Here is a 14,610-nt window from a genome sequence, read left to right as displayed (position 1 = left end):
TAGCCCTGTCACGCGCCAATGTCTACCGTGACCGCGACAGATTTTCTTGAGAGTCGATACGCGTACTTCTGCCGCCAGTACACCCGGAAGAGTGATGCCCCGGCGGTGAATCCGTGCGGCACGAGAACCGCGACCGCATCGTGCGCCGCATGTTCGATGCGCTCGGCCACCCGGTGCTGCGCCTCGTGCGCACGTCCATCGGCCCGATCAAGCCGGACGAACTGCGCGTGGGTCGGCATCGCGGGCTCAACCCCGGCGAGTCGGTGCGCAGTTCAGGCTCGGCGAGCGCGAACCCAATCGCGGTTCTCACGCACGACGGTGAACCCTGCCGATCGATAGAGCGCCACCGCGGCGTCGTTGGTGGACGGTGTCACGACGGCGACCGCGCTCGCACCCCGGTGGGCGAGAGCCGCGCACGCGCCCAGCACGGCATCGCGCCCGTAGCCGTGCCCGCGATGATCCGGATGGGTGCCGACCGGCTCGAGCAGCCCGCACCTGCCCACGCCCGCGAACCATCCGGTCGCCGCGGCCGCGGGCTCCCCCGCGGGCGTGCGGACGAGCGCCTCGACGGCCAGCCCGCCCGCCGGCGACCGCTTCATGGTGTGCCAGCGCTCGACGGTGAACGTGGATCCCGCGAAGGCGGACCGCTGAACCAGCACCCGGTCGGCCGCACCGGCCTCACCGACCGGCTCGGCGCGACTCGACACCGCCCGCGGGGTCCACGACATGACGAGCCAGGACTCCTCCTGCTCGACTTGCCACCCGGGCACAGGCAGACCGTCGGACCAATCGTTGCCGGGCTCGAGCAACCCCTCGGCGTCGGCCGCGAGCGCCCCCAGATCGGCGCCGGGCGCGGTGGTCACGCGCAGCACGGGGCCGTCGAGGAAGCCGACCGCCACCGGCACCACATCATCGGTCCACAGAAGAACGGCGGCGTCGTCGAAGCGCAGATGCCACCCCACGTCTCCGGGATGGAGGCCGCCGCCCGGGGCATCGACCGGCGTCCACTCGCACAGCGCGCGCAGCGCCGGGCCGGTTTCGGCAGGGGGCAGGCGATGCCGCGCGAGTGAGGTCATGGACGGCAGGTTAGCCAGCGGGCCACGGTGCCGCGAAGGCTTTTGACCAGCCGTCGAACCGCTCGACCGCCCCGGCCGTGGGCGTGGGTGCCCGGGGCATCGGTGACCGGCTGGAGCATCGGCGGCACGCCGACCGAGACGTACGGCCGGCCTCCGCGACCTCGCCACCAACGTCTCCGCCAACACGCGAGACCGACATCGCCGCTACACTGCACCGATCCTTGACCACGTGGACGCCGGTGAGCGCTCCTGCCGGGGCGGGTAGGCTTCCGCGGTTGAAAGCCGATGCTCTGCCGATGCGCTGGGGGGGGACCATGCCGGCCGACGACGAACGGACGGTGGCGGAACAGGAGTTGGTGCGTGCACTCTGTACTGCTCCTGGCTGCTCACCGGCGCCGGCTGGGTGCTGACCACGGCCGTGGCGGCAGGACTGAGCGGGGTACTCAAGCGCAACTAGGGCCTAGGGTGAAAGCGCTCGCTGTGGGTTCCGGAGCGAGTGGAGCGGTGGGCCTTGATCAACGCGGCCGGGCTTCGTACCCTCGCTCGATGGGACACGACGACCTCCCGACCCTTGAACTCGCCTTCCCGGGTCCCGAACGTGACCGTGGTGTGGCGGCGATCCTCAGCGGTCACAAGACCGCGCTCACGGGTCTCCTGGAGATCTACAAGCACGCCGGAGAGGCAGTACCGGTGACCGGCCAGCGATTCTCCGTGCTTGATTCCGAAGGTCGTCCGGCCGTCACGATCGAGCTCGTCGACGTGCGCGTCGTTCCCATGAAGGACATCGACGACGACTTCGCGCGAGCCGAGGGACGCGGTTACTCCGACGTGGCGGAGTGGCGGGCAGCCCACGAAGAGTTCTTCCGGAGTGAGGGCGTGAGCGAGTACCTGGGACGCACCCCGGCCATTGATGACGACACTCTTGTCGTTGCGGAACGCTTCCGAGTGGTCGAGCTCGACGACTCGGGTAGTCGGTGACCCGCTTCGACTCGTTGAGAGTCCGGGGGGGATCAGCCGTACAGCCCCTGTCGGTGCTGGGAAGGCAGCTGGCCGTAGCCACTCGTTGATGGCTGCGACCAGCACGGTTGCCTCGTAATGGACGGCGGGCTTGTCCTGTCGCGTGGCAACGGCTCGGTGGCGCTCCTGAATCCCAGGCCATGCGGCGCTGCGGGCGTCCACGGGTCCCTTGGGGCACCGCCCGCCCGTGGACCGGCTCGGGCAGGAAGTGGGCGACGGCCGCTCGACTGCCCGCGGCGCTTCGATTCGGACGTCGCACAGGTTGACGACGGAGTACGTACCTGGCCGACCACCCCAGAGGGGCGCGCGGCTGTATGGCGGGTCCTTGGACGGCCGCGTGGGCTAACGTCCCGCGCTACACCATCCGGTGGCTTATGGCCGCCGCAGCGTTACGCAGCTAAAGCGATTTCCTATTCATTCCACTGTCCAGCTCTTGGTACTGACCCGCCGTCACACGGCTCAGACCCCAGTCGAGGAGAGTGGAGTACATGATGACATCGCCGCGATGGCGATCTGTTCTGGCGTCGTCCGCCATGGCGTCCGCGCTTGCCGCAGCACTGCTGGCGAACGCGGGAACCGCCTACGCCCAGGACGACACCACCCCGCACCCGACGCCCGCGTACCCGAAGTCAGCCACTCACCCGGACAAGCCCGCCCATCCGTTCCACCCCGGCAAGCCGGTGCACCCGGTCAAGCCCGAGTACCCCACCAAGCCGGACTACCCGACCAAGCCCGTGCACCCGGTGAAGCCGGACTACCCGACCAAGCCGGATTACCCGACCAAGCCCGTGCACCCGGTCAAGCCCGACTACCCGACCAAGCCGGATTACCCGACCAAGCCCGTGCACCCGGTCAAGCCCGACTACCCCACCAAGCCCGTGCACCCGGTCAAGCCCGAGTACCCCACCAAGCCGGACTACCCGGTGAAGCCGGACTACCCGACCAAGCCGGATTACCCGACCAAGCCCGTGCACCCGGTCAAGCCCGACTACCCCACCAAGCCGGACTACCCCACCAAGCCCGCGCACCCGGCCAAGCCCGACTACCCCACCAAGCCGGACTACCCGACCAAGCCGGACTACCCCACCAAGCCCGCGCACCCGGTCAAGCCCGACTACCCCACCAAGCCGGTACACCCGGTCAAGCCCGACTACCCCACCAAGCCCGCGCACCCGGTCAAGCCCGACTACCCGACCAAGCCGGAGAAGTCGGAGAAGACGGACCGCGAGGCGCCGGAGAAGGAGCGCGGCTCGTCGCGCTGGTGAATGGACCAGTGACCGCTGAGGCTTCGGCCTCGACGGTCCCTGCGTAGCGAACGACACAGGTCGGTCGCGAAACCGGGCCCGGACATCCGGGCCCGGCACACTGCTGTCCGGGACCGACCGGGCTGGAGCCCAGCGCTGCGAGCACGCCCGCGATGACCTCGGTGACCGTGATCCGGCCGTCCTGGACCACGGTCACTGCGGCGGCCGCGCCGGCCGGACACCGCCGACGACCGCCTTCCACAGACACCGTCGTCGACTCCAACGCACCGACGCTCAAGCCGTCGGACACAGAGTCGCCACGGCCGTGCGGCACAGGAGAGCCTCGGCCTGGTCCCAGCCCAGCCCCTGCTCGACCACCAGGGCATGCCAGCCGGAGGGGCCGAACCAGAGCCACAACAGCGCCGCCGTCTCCTCCACCGAACACCCGGGTGGGGGGCTCAGAGCGTGCAGATGACGCGCGGCGAGGTTCAGCGCGTCGCGGTAGGAACCGGTGGCCCGCTCCCACAGATCGGCCGCGTTCTCATGGACGGGCAGAGCCATACGGATCACCTCGTGCACGGTGAACTGGCCCTCGTTGCCCACCCGGGTACCGTGCGCCAGCGCTCGAAGGACCGCCTGAGGTGACGTCAGGGCCAGGACTTCCCGCATCGCCTCCTCGTAACCGGACGTGACGACGCCCTGCTCGACGATGGTGTTGAGGATGTCCGTCTTGCTCCCCACGCTCGCGAAGACCGTCTTGGCCGAGACGCCGGCCACCGTCGCGATGTCCGCCACCGTCACCCGACCGTAACCGCGTTCCGCGAAGAGCCGGGTCGCGCTGCCGAGGATGAGGGCTCGGGTGCGCGCCGCGGCTTGTTCCCGCAAGGGCGAGCTGTACGAGCGTTTGGCGGTCGGCATGGGCGCATCTTAACAACATTGCATGGCTTCTGATACTAATGATTAGGTTCATCACTACCTCAAATTGGAGGCGCTGCCGTGCCCATGCAGCCCACGGAACTGGCTCACGGACTGTTCAGGGTGCTCGAAAGCGGCGATGCCGCGCTGGCCGAGGAGGTCGTCGGCACAGAGTTCACCAACCGGGAGAGTGCGGTCTCACCGGCGGCCTGCGCGCTGCCCGGTCCTGCCGGAGTGCTCGCCTCCAGTGCCTGGATGCGGTCCGCCTTCGCCGATCTGCACTTCTCCGTACTCGGTGTCGCCCACAACGACAACCAGGTCTGGGTGCGACTCATGATGCAGGGCCGGCACACCGGTCCCTTCGTCCGCTACCGCAACGGTGAGCTGGACCAGGCGATCCCTCCCACGGGGCGACAGATCGACTTCGAGCAGATACATGTGCTGACCCTGGCGGAGAACAAGGTGGTGCACCACGAGGCGGTCCGCGACGACATCACGATGCTGGGGCAGCTGAGCGTCTTTCCCCCCACTCCCAGCGCGGGACTGCGCATGCTGGCCTGGAAGGTGACGGGACGCGCCGAGCGGGCGGCGCGGGAGATCACCGCACGAGCGGCGCAGGCAGCCGCCACGGTCGGCCGCCAGACGGTGTGACCGGCCAGGGCCGCTTCGACAGGCGGCCCCCGCACGACGGCACGCTGAACGCGGTCCCGGGCATCGGCACACGCCGTTCACGCCCGTGTTCCGCGGCAGGAACTCGGCGCACCAGGCGGTCACGCGCTCGGCCGGTCCCGAGGAGCTCTGGTCACTTGCCACTGGCCACGAAGGTCCACGTAGGGCCTGTCCGGCGAACCTTGCCGGACAGGCCCCTCGTCGCGAGGAGGGCTCAGCGCTTGAGCGTGAAGGTGAAGTCGCCGGAGAGCTTGCCGCTCAGCCGGACTGCCGAAACGACTTTCCCCTCCGTGATCAGTCTCTCGACCTCGGCCCGGGAAAGACCGCAACCTTCAGCGATCAGTCGCACCGGCCGGACAGGGATCCGCGCCGCAAAGCGGACCGAGACGTCGAGCACCTCGCGTTCCAGGTGATCCGATCCGCCGGTGTCGAGGCGCCAGGCGTTGTCCCAGTCGAGGGCGATGCGATTACGGCGGCGCACGACAGGATCCTGGAGCAGCTCAGCTGTCAGGCCCAGGTCGTTGTCATGCAGTCGGTCCAGCAGCTCAGGTCGCACGGAGCGCACATTCGTCCGCTCCAGGAACGTGACCTTCGCGGTTTCCCCGCAAGCGGTACAGAGCACGAGGAGCCAGGCGTCGATGCGCTTGTGGTGTGCGTTGACGCGGAATTTACCGCTTGCCCGGAAGCGCTGGGACGCGCACGCGTGGCAACGGCGGAGGACGGTCGGCAGGCAGGTGGGCATGACCACCCAGTTTTCGAGCACAGAAGTACACCGGTTTCAGTGAGAAATCCGCAGCAAAAAGGAGCGCGGCGCACATGCGCGACGCGCGACGATTCATCGCTCGGGAGGTCTCACAGGGTGTACAACGGCACGTCCTTGACTAGACGACTTGGTTCGCCAGCACGGTAGTGGCCCACAGCGCCGCTGCTCCACTGGTTTTCCAGTGCCGCATCGACAACGTTCGCCCCCGCGCGCGGTCCGACTGGCTAGCGCGGCGTTCTCTCGACGGCGCCGACCACCTCACCCGCAAGGTGCCACATCCCGGCGGAACAACGCGGTCCACAGCCACGTCACCCCGAAGAGCGCTGAGTCGGGCGACTCCTCCCGCATACGGCGCAGTTCGACCTCTACCAGGTCAGAGAAGATCCAGCGCAGCGATTCGGACGTGTAAGCGAGACCGCCCTGCAACTCGCGTGTACGGTACAGCTCGGCGTCGGCGAGCTCCGACCCCATTCCCCCCTCGCCGGCGGCGAAGCAGGTGAGCGCGAGATGGCCGCCGGGAGCCAGGACGCGGTCGAGGAGTGCCAGGTAGCTGACGCGCCGGTGCGGCGGCACGTGGTGGAAGCATCCCGAGTCGACGACCAGATCGTACGGGCCGCTCAACTCGGTGGCGGAGAGGGCGAAAGCGTCACCCCGCAGGAAGCGGACATCGACTCCGACCTCGCGCGCCCGGTCCTCGGCCCAGGCGAGGGCCACCGGGGAGAGGTCGACGGCGTCCACCTCGAAGCCATGTGAGGCGAGGTACAGGGCATTGCGGCCTGCCCCGCATCCCAGGTCCAGGGCTCGGCCGGGAGCGATCAGGTCCTGGTCGAGGTAGGCGGCCAGGTTCTCGTCCGGCTTCGCCACGAAGAACGGGACCGGACTTGACCGGTCGGCGTAGAAGCGGTCCCAGAAGTCCTTGCCGTCACCGGTCGCCAAGCGGCCGGCCTCGGATTCAGATGCGAACAGCCCGTCCAAGAGTGCGAGGACGTCCTCGACGGTGCGTACGGTCCGGTCCACCGGGCCCCCTTTCAACCAGGATCGATCATAGGAACGAGGGGGATGAAAGACCAGGTCAGACAATGCTTCCCGACGGCTGCAGTGGGCTGCTGCGGGCCTCGGACGAGACCGGGGGGCCACCCACTCCAGACCCGACTCCGCGTCCGCCCGAGCACCCCCGGGGGGCAGGAAAGGACCATCTCGAGCCGCGCTCAGCAGACTATTTCGACGGGTTTTCCAGCGGCGCTACAGGGCGAACGGTGTCTTCCGCGCCCACCCGCGCAGGCGCGGGATCGCAGACACCGTTCCCGAAAAGGCTGATCAGCAAGAACACCGTCTCCACCGTGGTCGTCAGAGTCCGAGGCCGCCCGCCACCGACACTTCCCGCTTGGTGAACTCCCCGGTCAGCATCGGCATGGCCTTGCCGATGGCCGCCTTCGCCTCGGGCAGTTCCAGCGAAGCATCGTGATGAGCCTTGGTCTTCCAGACCTCGGTCACCCAGATCGTCGTGTCATCCTCGTCGGCCAGGCCCACGATGTAGACGTCGCACCCTGCCTCACGAAGGCCGTCGACGGCGCTCAGCAGAATGGAGACGACTTCGTCGCGGCAACCAGGTCGGGTCTTCATCGATGCCAAGCAGCCGTAGGTCATGCAGGCCTTCTCTCTCCTCGGACGAGGCCGGGTCCCCGCCCGCGGCAGCACCCTGCCATCAGCAGCCCGCAAACTCAATGAACGTCGGTCCGGCCCCAAGTGGCCGCCTCTGACCCCCGCGCCGTGGAGGCGCTCATCCGTCACCCTGGCAACCCGGCGGCCCGATCGGTGACGTGCCCTGGTTGCCCGCGCCGGCGGACGGGTGCGGACAATGTCCGCGTGACCGATAGTGCCGCCGCCCCCGTTGCCGAGTCCTGGGCGCGTATCGATGCCTGGTTGGCCGCCCATGCCCCGGCCAGTCTGGCCCGGCTGCGCCCACCGGCGGAGCCCGCCGCTCTGGCCGCCGCCGAGCAGGTGCTGGGGATGCAGCTGCCCGCCGACCTCGCCGCCTCACTGGCCTGCCACAACGGCTCCGACCCGGACTCCGCTGTGCTACCCCCCCTCGCGGACCTTTTGTCGGTCGAGGCGGTGGTCGGGCAGTGGGAGTTGTGGAACGGGGTCATGGACGACATGGACGAGGGCGAGGAACCGTGGGGGGTGATCGCCGGCGAGGTGCACTGGCACCGCCGGTGGGTCCCCGTCACCATCTTCCAGGGGGACCTGGATGTCATCGACATGCGCCCCGGCCCCGGCCAGGGCCGCTTCGGTTCCGTTCCGCACGACGGCCCCGGATACTTCGGGGACCATGCATGGCCGTCGCTCGGCGCCGACCTGGAGGCGGTCGCCGATGTGCTGACGACCGGCCGGATGACCGACCCGCCCAGGTTCGACGACCCCTATGTCAGTCCCGACGGGGAACTGATCTGGGGCTGACCGCCGTCGGTGTCCAGGCTCGTGGGAACGCCGGAGCAGCACGCTCAGCGAAATACGGGGTAACCCCACCGGGGGCGTCTCGACGCAGCAGCGCCGCAGGTACGCATGAACCCATGAACACAGACGACGTTCAGGCACGGACGACGTGGCGCGGGCCCGGAGCGCTCGTCGCGATCCGGGCCGCGGCCCGCGTTGTCTGTGTGCCGCCCTGGCGTCGTCAGACCCTGGGGACTCCGCCTGAGTTCTGGACCTCGGACAGCGCCTTCTTGATGGTGACCTTCGCGAAGTAGCCGGCGCCGAAGAATATGCACTGGACGACGTACCAGAACTTCTCGGCCCCGGTCATCTCGACCAGCCCGTACTCGCTCAGTGCCTTCTTCACCGGGACCTTCTGGAAGTAGGCGGCACCGAAGTAGATGCAACCCAGGACGTACCAGAACTTCTCCCAAGAGGTGTTGGTGCCCTGACCGAGGTACTGCCGTTCTGCCATGACGTTCTCTGCCTTCCGATGACTGTGTGGGATCCGGGAAACGCGCCGATCCGGACCCTTGCGGGCAGCCTCGGGCAGCAGTCACGCCCAGGCGGACGCCTGGTGGCATGCTGAAGCACGAGTTGAGATGGCGTGGGTGATGCGCACGTGTCACAGTGCTGGTCGTCATGACGGCCAGCCGCCCCCCGGATGTGCAAGCCGCAGCATAGGGCAAGCGACCGTGATCGTCACCTTGGTCGTGCCGAAGCCAGGAGCGCAGCTCGGAGGTTCGGGGCCTGGACCGGCGACGCTCGCCGACCTGGGCAGAACCTGTTGGGGCGTGGTGGTGAAGGGCGGTCGCCACCTGGTCGAACGTCCCGAAGCCCGCGCGGCTGAACGGCCGCAACCGATGCCGGCCATCGGCCGTGGCGTCAGGTCACGGCCGCGGGAAGCGGGCGCGCATCGCATCGATGCAGGTGTCCCGGGACGTGGGCCCGCCGAACCGGAGACGGTCATAGGCGGTGAACGCCGGTTCCAGTGCGTCGAGTTCATCGATCAGAGCGTGCAGCCGCTCCGCCCACAGCGCTGAACCGGCCGCCGGCTCCTTTGCTGCGGCACCGATCGCGGTCGTCAGGTAATCCTTGCGCTGGATGGTGGCCGGGGTCACTGAGTGCAGGCACACGTACTGTCCGCTGAGATACGCATTCCACTCCGCCTTCCCGGTGACCGGGTCGGTCCAGTGAGCGGTGAACCACGCTTCGAGCTGGTCCGTGCCACCCGCTTCGTCGGCAAGAGCGAACAGATCGGCCGGCACCATCTCGGCACCATCGGAGCGCAGATATCCCGGAAGCGGCAGACGCCGCCCCAGCATCATCCGGCGGACCGCGTCGCTGTCGACGCCATGGACCGCGCACAGTTCCTCCAGGTCGATGAACTGTGCGCTGACGTACGCATCGTCGGCATCGGTCATCGGATGGTCGCCGTTGACCTCGCGGAACCGCTCGGCCAGCTGCTGCTTCAGGGGTGTCTCCGACATCGGGTAGTCCTCCGGCGTCACCAGCGCGGGGGTCTCCCGCACAGGATTCCGCACGCTACCGGCCGGATGGTTCGGCACTCACCGAACCATCGAATGACGCAAAGCGCCCAAGACACCCGGTCAGCGGGGCGCGGGCACATGTCCATACCGGCTCAGCCGGTCCTTCGTCATCGAAGACTTCGCAATGGCCTGAGGTCACACCGTCCCGGTGGCGTGGGGTCATGCCGGTGACCTGGGTCCATCCGGGTGGTCTGGGGTCGTGTCGGGCTGTCGGCGCGTGATCGGTTGGCCATGCTGGGCCGGGATGGGCACCCTTCCCGGCGACAAGGAGCACCCGTATGCCGACGGACCCGGTCGGACGATTCCTGGCGGCCCTGGACCCCGATCACCGCAACGCCATCGGCGCCAAGCCGCGCGAGGAACAGGAGCGGCTCGCTGCGGCCTGGGAACGTGAGCTGGAAGCGGATGACGAGCTCGACACCCTCGACGAGCTGTCCCCGTCGGCCGCGGAGGCCGAAGCGGCGCGCCGTGTCCTGGAGCGTGAAGCCGGCTGAAGGGTGCCGCAGAAGGTGGATCGATCGTCGGTGATCACGTCCTGTGAGGCGTGGTGAGGTGCCGAACGGCCACTGGCTCTGCTGGAGCCGTCGATGCCGAAGGCCACACTCGTGGCCACGGCTCGCTGAGGCGTCAGGTGCTCAGCTCGGGTTCACCGGCGTCGTCGTCAACAGGCGGGCGTCAGACGAGTGTTCGGACGTAGGTTGTGCGGTGAATGATCCACGCCCCGGACGAAAGACGGACACGACTCATGACCGACCCCGCGACGACGCCCGGACCAGCGACGCACCAGACCATCGACACCTCGGTTCCGCACTCCGCCCGCATCTGGAACTACTGGCTCGGCGGCAAGGACAACTACCCCGTCGACGAGGAGGCCGGCGACGCCTACACCGCCGTCTTCCCCGGCATCGTCACCATCGCCCGCAGCAGCCGCGCGTTCCTGCGCCGCACCATCACCTATCTGGTCGACGAGGCGGGCATCCGGCAGTTCCTGGACATCGGCACCGGCCTGCCGACCGCCGAGAACACCCACGAGGTCGCCCAACGGCTCGCGCCCGAGGCACGGATCGTCTACGTCGACAACGACCCCATGGTCCTGGCCCACGCCCGCGCCCTGCTCTACTCCTCCCCCCAGGGCGCCACCGCCTACATCGACGCCACCATCGCCGACCCCGACCGCATCCTGGCGGCCGCCGCAGAGACACTGGACCTCGCCCGGCCCACCGCACTCATCCTCAGCAACATCCTCGGTCACGTCGCCGACTACGCCCAGGCCCGCTCCATCGTGACCCAGCTGATGGACGCCCTGCCGGCGGGCAGCTACCTCTCCGTCAACGACGGCTCGCGCGGTATCGACCCGGTCTTCGAACAAGCCCAGGACGCCTACAACACCAGCGGCGCCGTCGCGTACAACCTGCGCACCGTGGAAGAGATCACCGCGTACTTCGACGGGGTGGAACTCATCGATCCCGGCGTCGTCCCGGTCACGCAGTGGCGTCCGGAGCCCGGTACACCCGCCCCGGACGTCATCGCCGAACACGGCGGACTCGCCCGCAAGCCCTGACGCGGCAAGCACGCCGGCCCGCACCCCGCTCAGCTCCGCCTCGGGTGAGGCGGAGCTGAGCGATCCGCGCCATACACGCCGGTGCCGGTGCCGGTGCCGGTGCCGGTGCCGGTGCCGGGAGCTTGGTTCCGTGACCCCGCATGCTCCGCGACAGGCGAGCCGGCCGGGGTTCCGCTCCTGATCAGGCGGCGCGGCCTGCCTTCAGCGCCGCCGCGGTCTCCGCGACGCGCCGGGCCTGGTAACCGATCGCCTGCAGAACCTCCTCGCTCGGCGTGCCCGCCCCGGTGGAGGTGCCGTAGGGGGTGCCCGTCTGGAACTGGATCGGGTCGGTGTAGCCGGGCGGGACGATGATGCCGCCCCAGTGGTAGAAGGTGTTGCTCAGCGCCAGGATCGTCGACTCCCGGCCGCCGTGGGCGGTGTTGGAGGCGGTGAACGCCGAGTACACCTTGTCCGCGAGCTTGCCCTGGAACCACAGGGGACCGGTGGTGTCGATGAACGCCCTGAGCTGGCTGGCCGGATTGCCGTAACGGGTCGGAGTGCCGAACAGCACCGCGTCGGCCCAGGCCAGATCGTCGTGGACGACCTCCTCGACGTCCGCGCTCTCCTGCACGTGCTGCGCCCACGCCGGGTTGGCGTTGATCGCCTCCGGCGGGGCCGTCTCGGCGACCTTGCGCAGCCGCACGGTGGCGCCGGCCTTCTCCGCCCCCTCGGCGGCGGCCTTGGCCAGGGCGTGGATGGTACCGGTGGAGCTGTAGTAGATGATCGCTACGTTGACGGATTCCATGATCGATTCCCTTTCCTGTGCAGGTCCGATCAGTACGACGAGACAGCCCGGCAAGATGTGAGGCGATGCGGCCGACCTCACACTTCGAGGCGGCGACTCGTCGTAGAAAGGTGAGACCGAACGTCCTAGGGAGCCGGTGACACCATGACCAACCCGTCCGAGCCCGAGCCGGGACACGGCCGGCCCGATCCAGGCCTGCAGGCGATCATGAGCGAGCGGCGTCAGCTGACCAACCTCGCCTACCGGCTGCTGGGCTCCCTGGCCGACGCCGAGGACGTCGTACAGGAGACCTACACCCGCTGGTACGCCCTCACCCCGCAACAGCAGCAGGCCATCGACTCCCCCGGCGCCTGGCTGACCACCGTCGCCAGCCGCATCTGCCTCGACCAGCTCGGCTCGGCGCGCGCCAGACGGGAGCGCTACGTCGGTGAGTGGATCCCTGAGCCGCTGCCCGACCACACGGAGTGGATCAGCGGGCGGCCGAGCGCCGGCACCGTCGACCCGGCCGACCGGGTCACCCTGGACGAGTCGGTCAACATGGCCTTCCTCGTCGTCCTGGAAGCGATGACCCCGGCCGAACGGGTCGCGTTCATCCTCCACGACGTCTTCCGTTACCCCTTCACCGAAGTGGCCGACATCGTCGGGCGAAGCCCCGCGGCATGCCGTCAACTCGCCTCCTCCGCGCGCCGTCGCATCCGCACGTCGCAGCCCGACGCGGCCTCCACAGCCCAGCGCGCGGGCATCGTCAGTGCCTTCAAGCAGGCCTGGGAAGCCAAGGACATCGACGCCCTCATCGGCCTGCTGGCCCCCGACGCCACCGCGACCGGCGACGGCGGCGGACTCGTGACCGCCGCGCTCCGCCCGGTCGAGGGCGCCGAAGACGTCGCACGTTTCTTCGCCGACCGGCCCGCCGCAGCGCCCGGCATGACGCTCGTGGAGACCACGGTCAACGGGCAGCCGGGCCTGGTGGCCCAACGCGACGGCATCACCGTGTCCGTCATGGCCTTCCACATCACCGGCAACCACATCAACCACATCTGGGCCGTACTCAACCCTGACAAGCTCCGCCCCTGGACAACGAACTGACAAGCCTGTGGTGTGTGGTGGGATGGCGGGCTCCTGACCGCCCCGAAAAGGGCGCGCGACGGCCGATGAGTTTCACCGCGGTCCGCGGTCAGACCTCATGACCGATGCGCGACGACCGCGAGAGTGGCCCGCGCCCGGCGCCGGCTGAACCTTTGCAACCAGGCACGAGACAGCGAGGAACCGTAGATGCGCACCTTGATCAGCACCGCCTTCGTCTCACTCGACGGCGTCATGGAAGCCCCAGGCGGTGAACCCGGTTACCGGAACTCCGGATGGACCTTCAAGCACGTCGACTTCCTCCCCGAGGCCTTCGCCATCAAGGGCCGCGAGCAGGAGGAAGCCACCGCGATGCTGATGGGCAGGGTCAGCTACCAGGCATTCAGCCCGGTATGGCCGGATATGGGGGATTTCGCCGGCTACAAGGTGATGCCGAAGTACGTCGTCTCCACCACCCTCACCGACGACGACCTGGTGTCGAACTGGGGCGAGACCACGATCCTGCGCTCCACCGACGAGGTCGCCGCACTGAAGGAGACCGAGGGCGGCCCGATCATCGTTCACGGCAGCATCGCCCTGAACCACAGCCTCTCGGACGCCGGCCTGATCGACCGTTACCACCTGCTCGTCTTCCCGCTTCTGCTCGGCGCGGGCAAACGCCTGTTCAGCGCCACGGACAAGGACACCCAGAAGCTGAAGCCGGCCGAGCACGAGGTGTACGCCAACGGTCTCCAGAAGAACGTCTTCGACGTCATCCACTGACGAGGCACCCGCACCACCCTCCGCCGGCGGCGGCCACGCCCCCACCGCCGCACGGCAGTCGCAGGCGTGGCCGTCCCGCCCGGGTCAGAGGGTCATGAAGGGTGGGTGGTCGCTGAGCAGGAGCCTGAGCAGTGACAAGCGGATACGCGACAGAACTCGGCGGTGCGGCGATGCAGGTGCAGACACGGTACCCCCAGCAGCGGTAAGGTACGCCTGGTTGCGTACCTACGAGCAAGGTACGCAACGACGCGTACCTTGTCGAGAGGTGGAGTGATGGCCGCAGGAGAGTTGGCGCACCCTCGCGCCGAGGAGCTGGAGGTGGGACCCATCCTCTTGGCGCTTGCCGACGGGAACCGGCGTCGGGTCGTGGCTGAGCTCGCCGAGCGGCCGGACGAAGAGCGGCTGTGCGCTTCCTTCGACCTGCCGGTGAGCAAGTCCAGTCGCACCCGTCACTGGCGCGTGCTGCGCGAAGCGGGCTTGGTGTATCAGCGCGACGCCGGGAACGGGCTGTACATGCGCCTCCGCAAGGAGGACTTGGACCGCAGATTCCCGGGCCTGATCCAGGCCGTTGTCGCTGCGGACTGAGGCGTCGTCCCGGTTGTCAGGGCGGCGATGGCCCGGGAGGGCTGCGCCATGCCGCCGAAGGCCAGGAAGGTGGAACCTTCGGCAGTCCGCGCGGGGCGTGATGCCGTATCGGCTGGATCATGCGTC

The 14,610-nt window shown here is 68.6% G+C and carries 18 protein-coding genes; 9 read left to right on the top strand and 9 right to left on the bottom strand.

Features of this window, described 5'->3' with window-relative positions; translation table 11 throughout:
* Positions 1 to 8: 8 nt before the first annotated feature.
* Entirely contained in the window at positions 9 to 239 is a 231-nt protein-coding gene (locus tag ACGFRF_RS30550; RefSeq protein ID WP_393745439.1) for a hypothetical protein, read from the bottom strand.
* 33 nt (positions 240 to 272) lie between these two features.
* Positions 273 to 1,076 carry a GNAT family N-acetyltransferase gene (locus tag ACGFRF_RS30545; protein WP_393745437.1) on the bottom strand — a complete coding sequence of 268 codons (804 nt, stop codon included), beginning with the start codon at positions 1,074 to 1,076 and terminating at the stop codon, positions 273 to 275.
* 546 nt (positions 1,077 to 1,622) lie between these two features.
* Here ACGFRF_RS30545 and ACGFRF_RS30540 point away from each other — a divergent pair.
* Positions 1,623 to 2,054: an ASCH domain-containing protein gene (locus tag ACGFRF_RS30540; protein WP_393745435.1), complete on the top strand. Its 432-nt coding sequence runs from the start codon at positions 1,623 to 1,625 to the stop codon at positions 2,052 to 2,054.
* A 572-nt stretch (positions 2,055 to 2,626) separates the two neighbouring features.
* Positions 2,627 to 3,358, top strand: a complete 732-nt coding sequence (locus tag ACGFRF_RS30535) for a hypothetical protein (RefSeq protein WP_393745433.1) — start codon at positions 2,627 to 2,629, stop codon at positions 3,356 to 3,358.
* A 273-nt stretch (positions 3,359 to 3,631) separates the two neighbouring features.
* On the opposite strand, the gene ACGFRF_RS30530 is transcribed toward ACGFRF_RS30535, so the two are convergent.
* A complete protein-coding gene (locus tag ACGFRF_RS30530) occupies positions 3,632 to 4,255 on the bottom strand; it encodes a TetR/AcrR family transcriptional regulator (protein WP_393745431.1) in 624 nt (207 codons plus the stop codon).
* A gap of 84 nt (positions 4,256 to 4,339) precedes the next feature.
* Between ACGFRF_RS30530 and ACGFRF_RS30525 the strand changes: the two genes are divergently transcribed.
* Complete coding sequence (locus ACGFRF_RS30525) at positions 4,340 to 4,903, top strand: ester cyclase (protein ID WP_393745490.1); 564 nt, start codon at positions 4,340 to 4,342, stop codon at positions 4,901 to 4,903.
* A gap of 232 nt (positions 4,904 to 5,135) precedes the next feature.
* Here the strand turns inward: ACGFRF_RS30525 and ACGFRF_RS30520 are convergent, their stop codons facing one another.
* The 3 genes from ACGFRF_RS30520 to ACGFRF_RS30510 form a co-directional block, all read right to left on the bottom strand.
* Positions 5,136 to 5,684 carry a DUF1062 domain-containing protein gene (locus ACGFRF_RS30520; protein WP_393745429.1) on the bottom strand — a complete coding sequence of 183 codons (549 nt, stop codon included), beginning with the start codon at positions 5,682 to 5,684 and terminating at the stop codon, positions 5,136 to 5,138.
* A 258-nt stretch (positions 5,685 to 5,942) separates the two neighbouring features.
* Positions 5,943 to 6,701 carry a class I SAM-dependent methyltransferase gene (locus ACGFRF_RS30515; protein WP_393745427.1) on the bottom strand — a complete coding sequence of 253 codons (759 nt, stop codon included), beginning with the start codon at positions 6,699 to 6,701 and terminating at the stop codon, positions 5,943 to 5,945.
* A gap of 330 nt (positions 6,702 to 7,031) precedes the next feature.
* Complete coding sequence (locus tag ACGFRF_RS30510) at positions 7,032 to 7,331, bottom strand: putative quinol monooxygenase (protein ID WP_393745425.1); 300 nt, start codon at positions 7,329 to 7,331, stop codon at positions 7,032 to 7,034.
* Between the two features lie 219 nt (positions 7,332 to 7,550).
* Between ACGFRF_RS30510 and ACGFRF_RS30505 the strand changes: the two genes are divergently transcribed.
* Complete coding sequence (locus tag ACGFRF_RS30505; protein WP_393745423.1) at positions 7,551 to 8,144, top strand: SMI1/KNR4 family protein; 594 nt, start codon at positions 7,551 to 7,553, stop codon at positions 8,142 to 8,144.
* A 217-nt stretch (positions 8,145 to 8,361) separates the two neighbouring features.
* Here the strand turns inward: ACGFRF_RS30505 and ACGFRF_RS30500 are convergent, their stop codons facing one another.
* Entirely contained in the window at positions 8,362 to 8,634 is a 273-nt protein-coding gene (locus ACGFRF_RS30500) for a hypothetical protein (protein ID WP_393745421.1), read from the bottom strand.
* A gap of 415 nt (positions 8,635 to 9,049) precedes the next feature.
* Complete coding sequence (locus tag ACGFRF_RS30495; RefSeq protein WP_393745488.1) at positions 9,050 to 9,649, bottom strand: DUF6058 family natural product biosynthesis protein; 600 nt, start codon at positions 9,647 to 9,649, stop codon at positions 9,050 to 9,052.
* A gap of 338 nt (positions 9,650 to 9,987) precedes the next feature.
* Between ACGFRF_RS30495 and ACGFRF_RS30490 the strand changes: the two genes are divergently transcribed.
* Together ACGFRF_RS30490 and ACGFRF_RS30485 are read left to right on the top strand one after the other, a co-directional pair.
* The gene (locus tag ACGFRF_RS30490; RefSeq protein WP_393745419.1) at positions 9,988 to 10,203 is read left to right on the top strand and encodes a hypothetical protein; all 216 of its coding nucleotides are present in this window, start codon (positions 9,988 to 9,990) and stop codon (positions 10,201 to 10,203) included.
* Between the two features lie 251 nt (positions 10,204 to 10,454).
* A complete protein-coding gene (locus tag ACGFRF_RS30485; protein WP_393745417.1) occupies positions 10,455 to 11,270 on the top strand; it encodes an SAM-dependent methyltransferase in 816 nt (271 codons plus the stop codon).
* 181 nt (positions 11,271 to 11,451) lie between these two features.
* Here ACGFRF_RS30485 and wrbA read toward each other — a convergent pair whose 3' ends face one another.
* Positions 11,452 to 12,054: an NAD(P)H:quinone oxidoreductase gene (gene wrbA / locus ACGFRF_RS30480; RefSeq protein WP_393745415.1), complete on the bottom strand. Its 603-nt coding sequence runs from the start codon at positions 12,052 to 12,054 to the stop codon at positions 11,452 to 11,454.
* Between the two features lie 144 nt (positions 12,055 to 12,198).
* Here wrbA and sigJ point away from each other — a divergent pair, with 144 nt between their 5' ends.
* The 3 genes from sigJ to ACGFRF_RS30465 all read left to right on the top strand — a co-directional run bounded on the left by sigJ (position 12,199) and on the right by ACGFRF_RS30465 (position 14,484).
* Complete coding sequence (gene sigJ, locus ACGFRF_RS30475) at positions 12,199 to 13,140, top strand: RNA polymerase sigma factor SigJ (RefSeq protein WP_393745413.1); 942 nt, start codon at positions 12,199 to 12,201, stop codon at positions 13,138 to 13,140.
* 186 nt (positions 13,141 to 13,326) lie between these two features.
* The gene (locus ACGFRF_RS30470) at positions 13,327 to 13,899 is read left to right on the top strand and encodes a dihydrofolate reductase family protein (RefSeq protein WP_393745411.1); all 573 of its coding nucleotides are present in this window, start codon (positions 13,327 to 13,329) and stop codon (positions 13,897 to 13,899) included.
* A gap of 273 nt (positions 13,900 to 14,172) precedes the next feature.
* Positions 14,173 to 14,484 carry an ArsR/SmtB family transcription factor gene (locus tag ACGFRF_RS30465; protein ID WP_393745409.1) on the top strand — a complete coding sequence of 104 codons (312 nt, stop codon included), beginning with the start codon at positions 14,173 to 14,175 and terminating at the stop codon, positions 14,482 to 14,484.
* The last annotated feature ends 126 nt before the right edge of the window (positions 14,485 to 14,610 follow it).

This window comes from Streptomyces sp. NPDC048521, assembly GCF_043199855.1.
Taxonomy (GTDB): domain Bacteria; phylum Actinomycetota; class Actinomycetes; order Streptomycetales; family Streptomycetaceae; genus Streptomyces.
This window is presented reverse-complemented; position numbering and strand designations above follow the sequence as displayed.

Bases quoted from the DNA above. Each gene is read 5' to 3' on its own strand.
- ACGFRF_RS30550 (WP_393745439.1), bottom strand. From the start codon at position 239: ATGCCGACCCACGCGCAGTTCGTCCGGCTTGATCGGGCCGATGGACGT.
- ACGFRF_RS30545 (WP_393745437.1), bottom strand. From the start codon at position 1,076: ATGACCTCACTCGCGCGGCATCGCCTGCCCCCTGCCGAAACCGGCCCG.
- ACGFRF_RS30540 (WP_393745435.1), top strand. From the start codon at position 1,623: ATGGGACACGACGACCTCCCGACCCTTGAACTCGCCTTCCCGGGTCCC.
- ACGFRF_RS30535 (WP_393745433.1), top strand. From the start codon at position 2,627: ATGGCGTCCGCGCTTGCCGCAGCACTGCTGGCGAACGCGGGAACCGCC.
- ACGFRF_RS30530 (WP_393745431.1), bottom strand. From the start codon at position 4,255: ATGCCGACCGCCAAACGCTCGTACAGCTCGCCCTTGCGGGAACAAGCC.
- ACGFRF_RS30525 (WP_393745490.1), top strand. From the start codon at position 4,340: ATGCAGCCCACGGAACTGGCTCACGGACTGTTCAGGGTGCTCGAAAGC.
- ACGFRF_RS30510 (WP_393745425.1), bottom strand. From the start codon at position 7,331: ATGACCTACGGCTGCTTGGCATCGATGAAGACCCGACCTGGTTGCCGC.
- ACGFRF_RS30500 (WP_393745421.1), bottom strand. From the start codon at position 8,634: ATGGCAGAACGGCAGTACCTCGGTCAGGGCACCAACACCTCTTGGGAG.
- ACGFRF_RS30495 (WP_393745488.1), bottom strand. From the start codon at position 9,649: ATGTCGGAGACACCCCTGAAGCAGCAGCTGGCCGAGCGGTTCCGCGAG.
- ACGFRF_RS30490 (WP_393745419.1), top strand. From the start codon at position 9,988: ATGCCGACGGACCCGGTCGGACGATTCCTGGCGGCCCTGGACCCCGAT.
- ACGFRF_RS30485 (WP_393745417.1), top strand. From the start codon at position 10,455: ATGACCGACCCCGCGACGACGCCCGGACCAGCGACGCACCAGACCATC.
- wrbA (WP_393745415.1), bottom strand. From the start codon at position 12,054: ATGGAATCCGTCAACGTAGCGATCATCTACTACAGCTCCACCGGTACC.
- sigJ (WP_393745413.1), top strand. From the start codon at position 12,199: ATGACCAACCCGTCCGAGCCCGAGCCGGGACACGGCCGGCCCGATCCA.
- ACGFRF_RS30470 (WP_393745411.1), top strand. From the start codon at position 13,327: ATGCGCACCTTGATCAGCACCGCCTTCGTCTCACTCGACGGCGTCATG.
- ACGFRF_RS30465 (WP_393745409.1), top strand. From the start codon at position 14,173: ATGGCCGCAGGAGAGTTGGCGCACCCTCGCGCCGAGGAGCTGGAGGTG.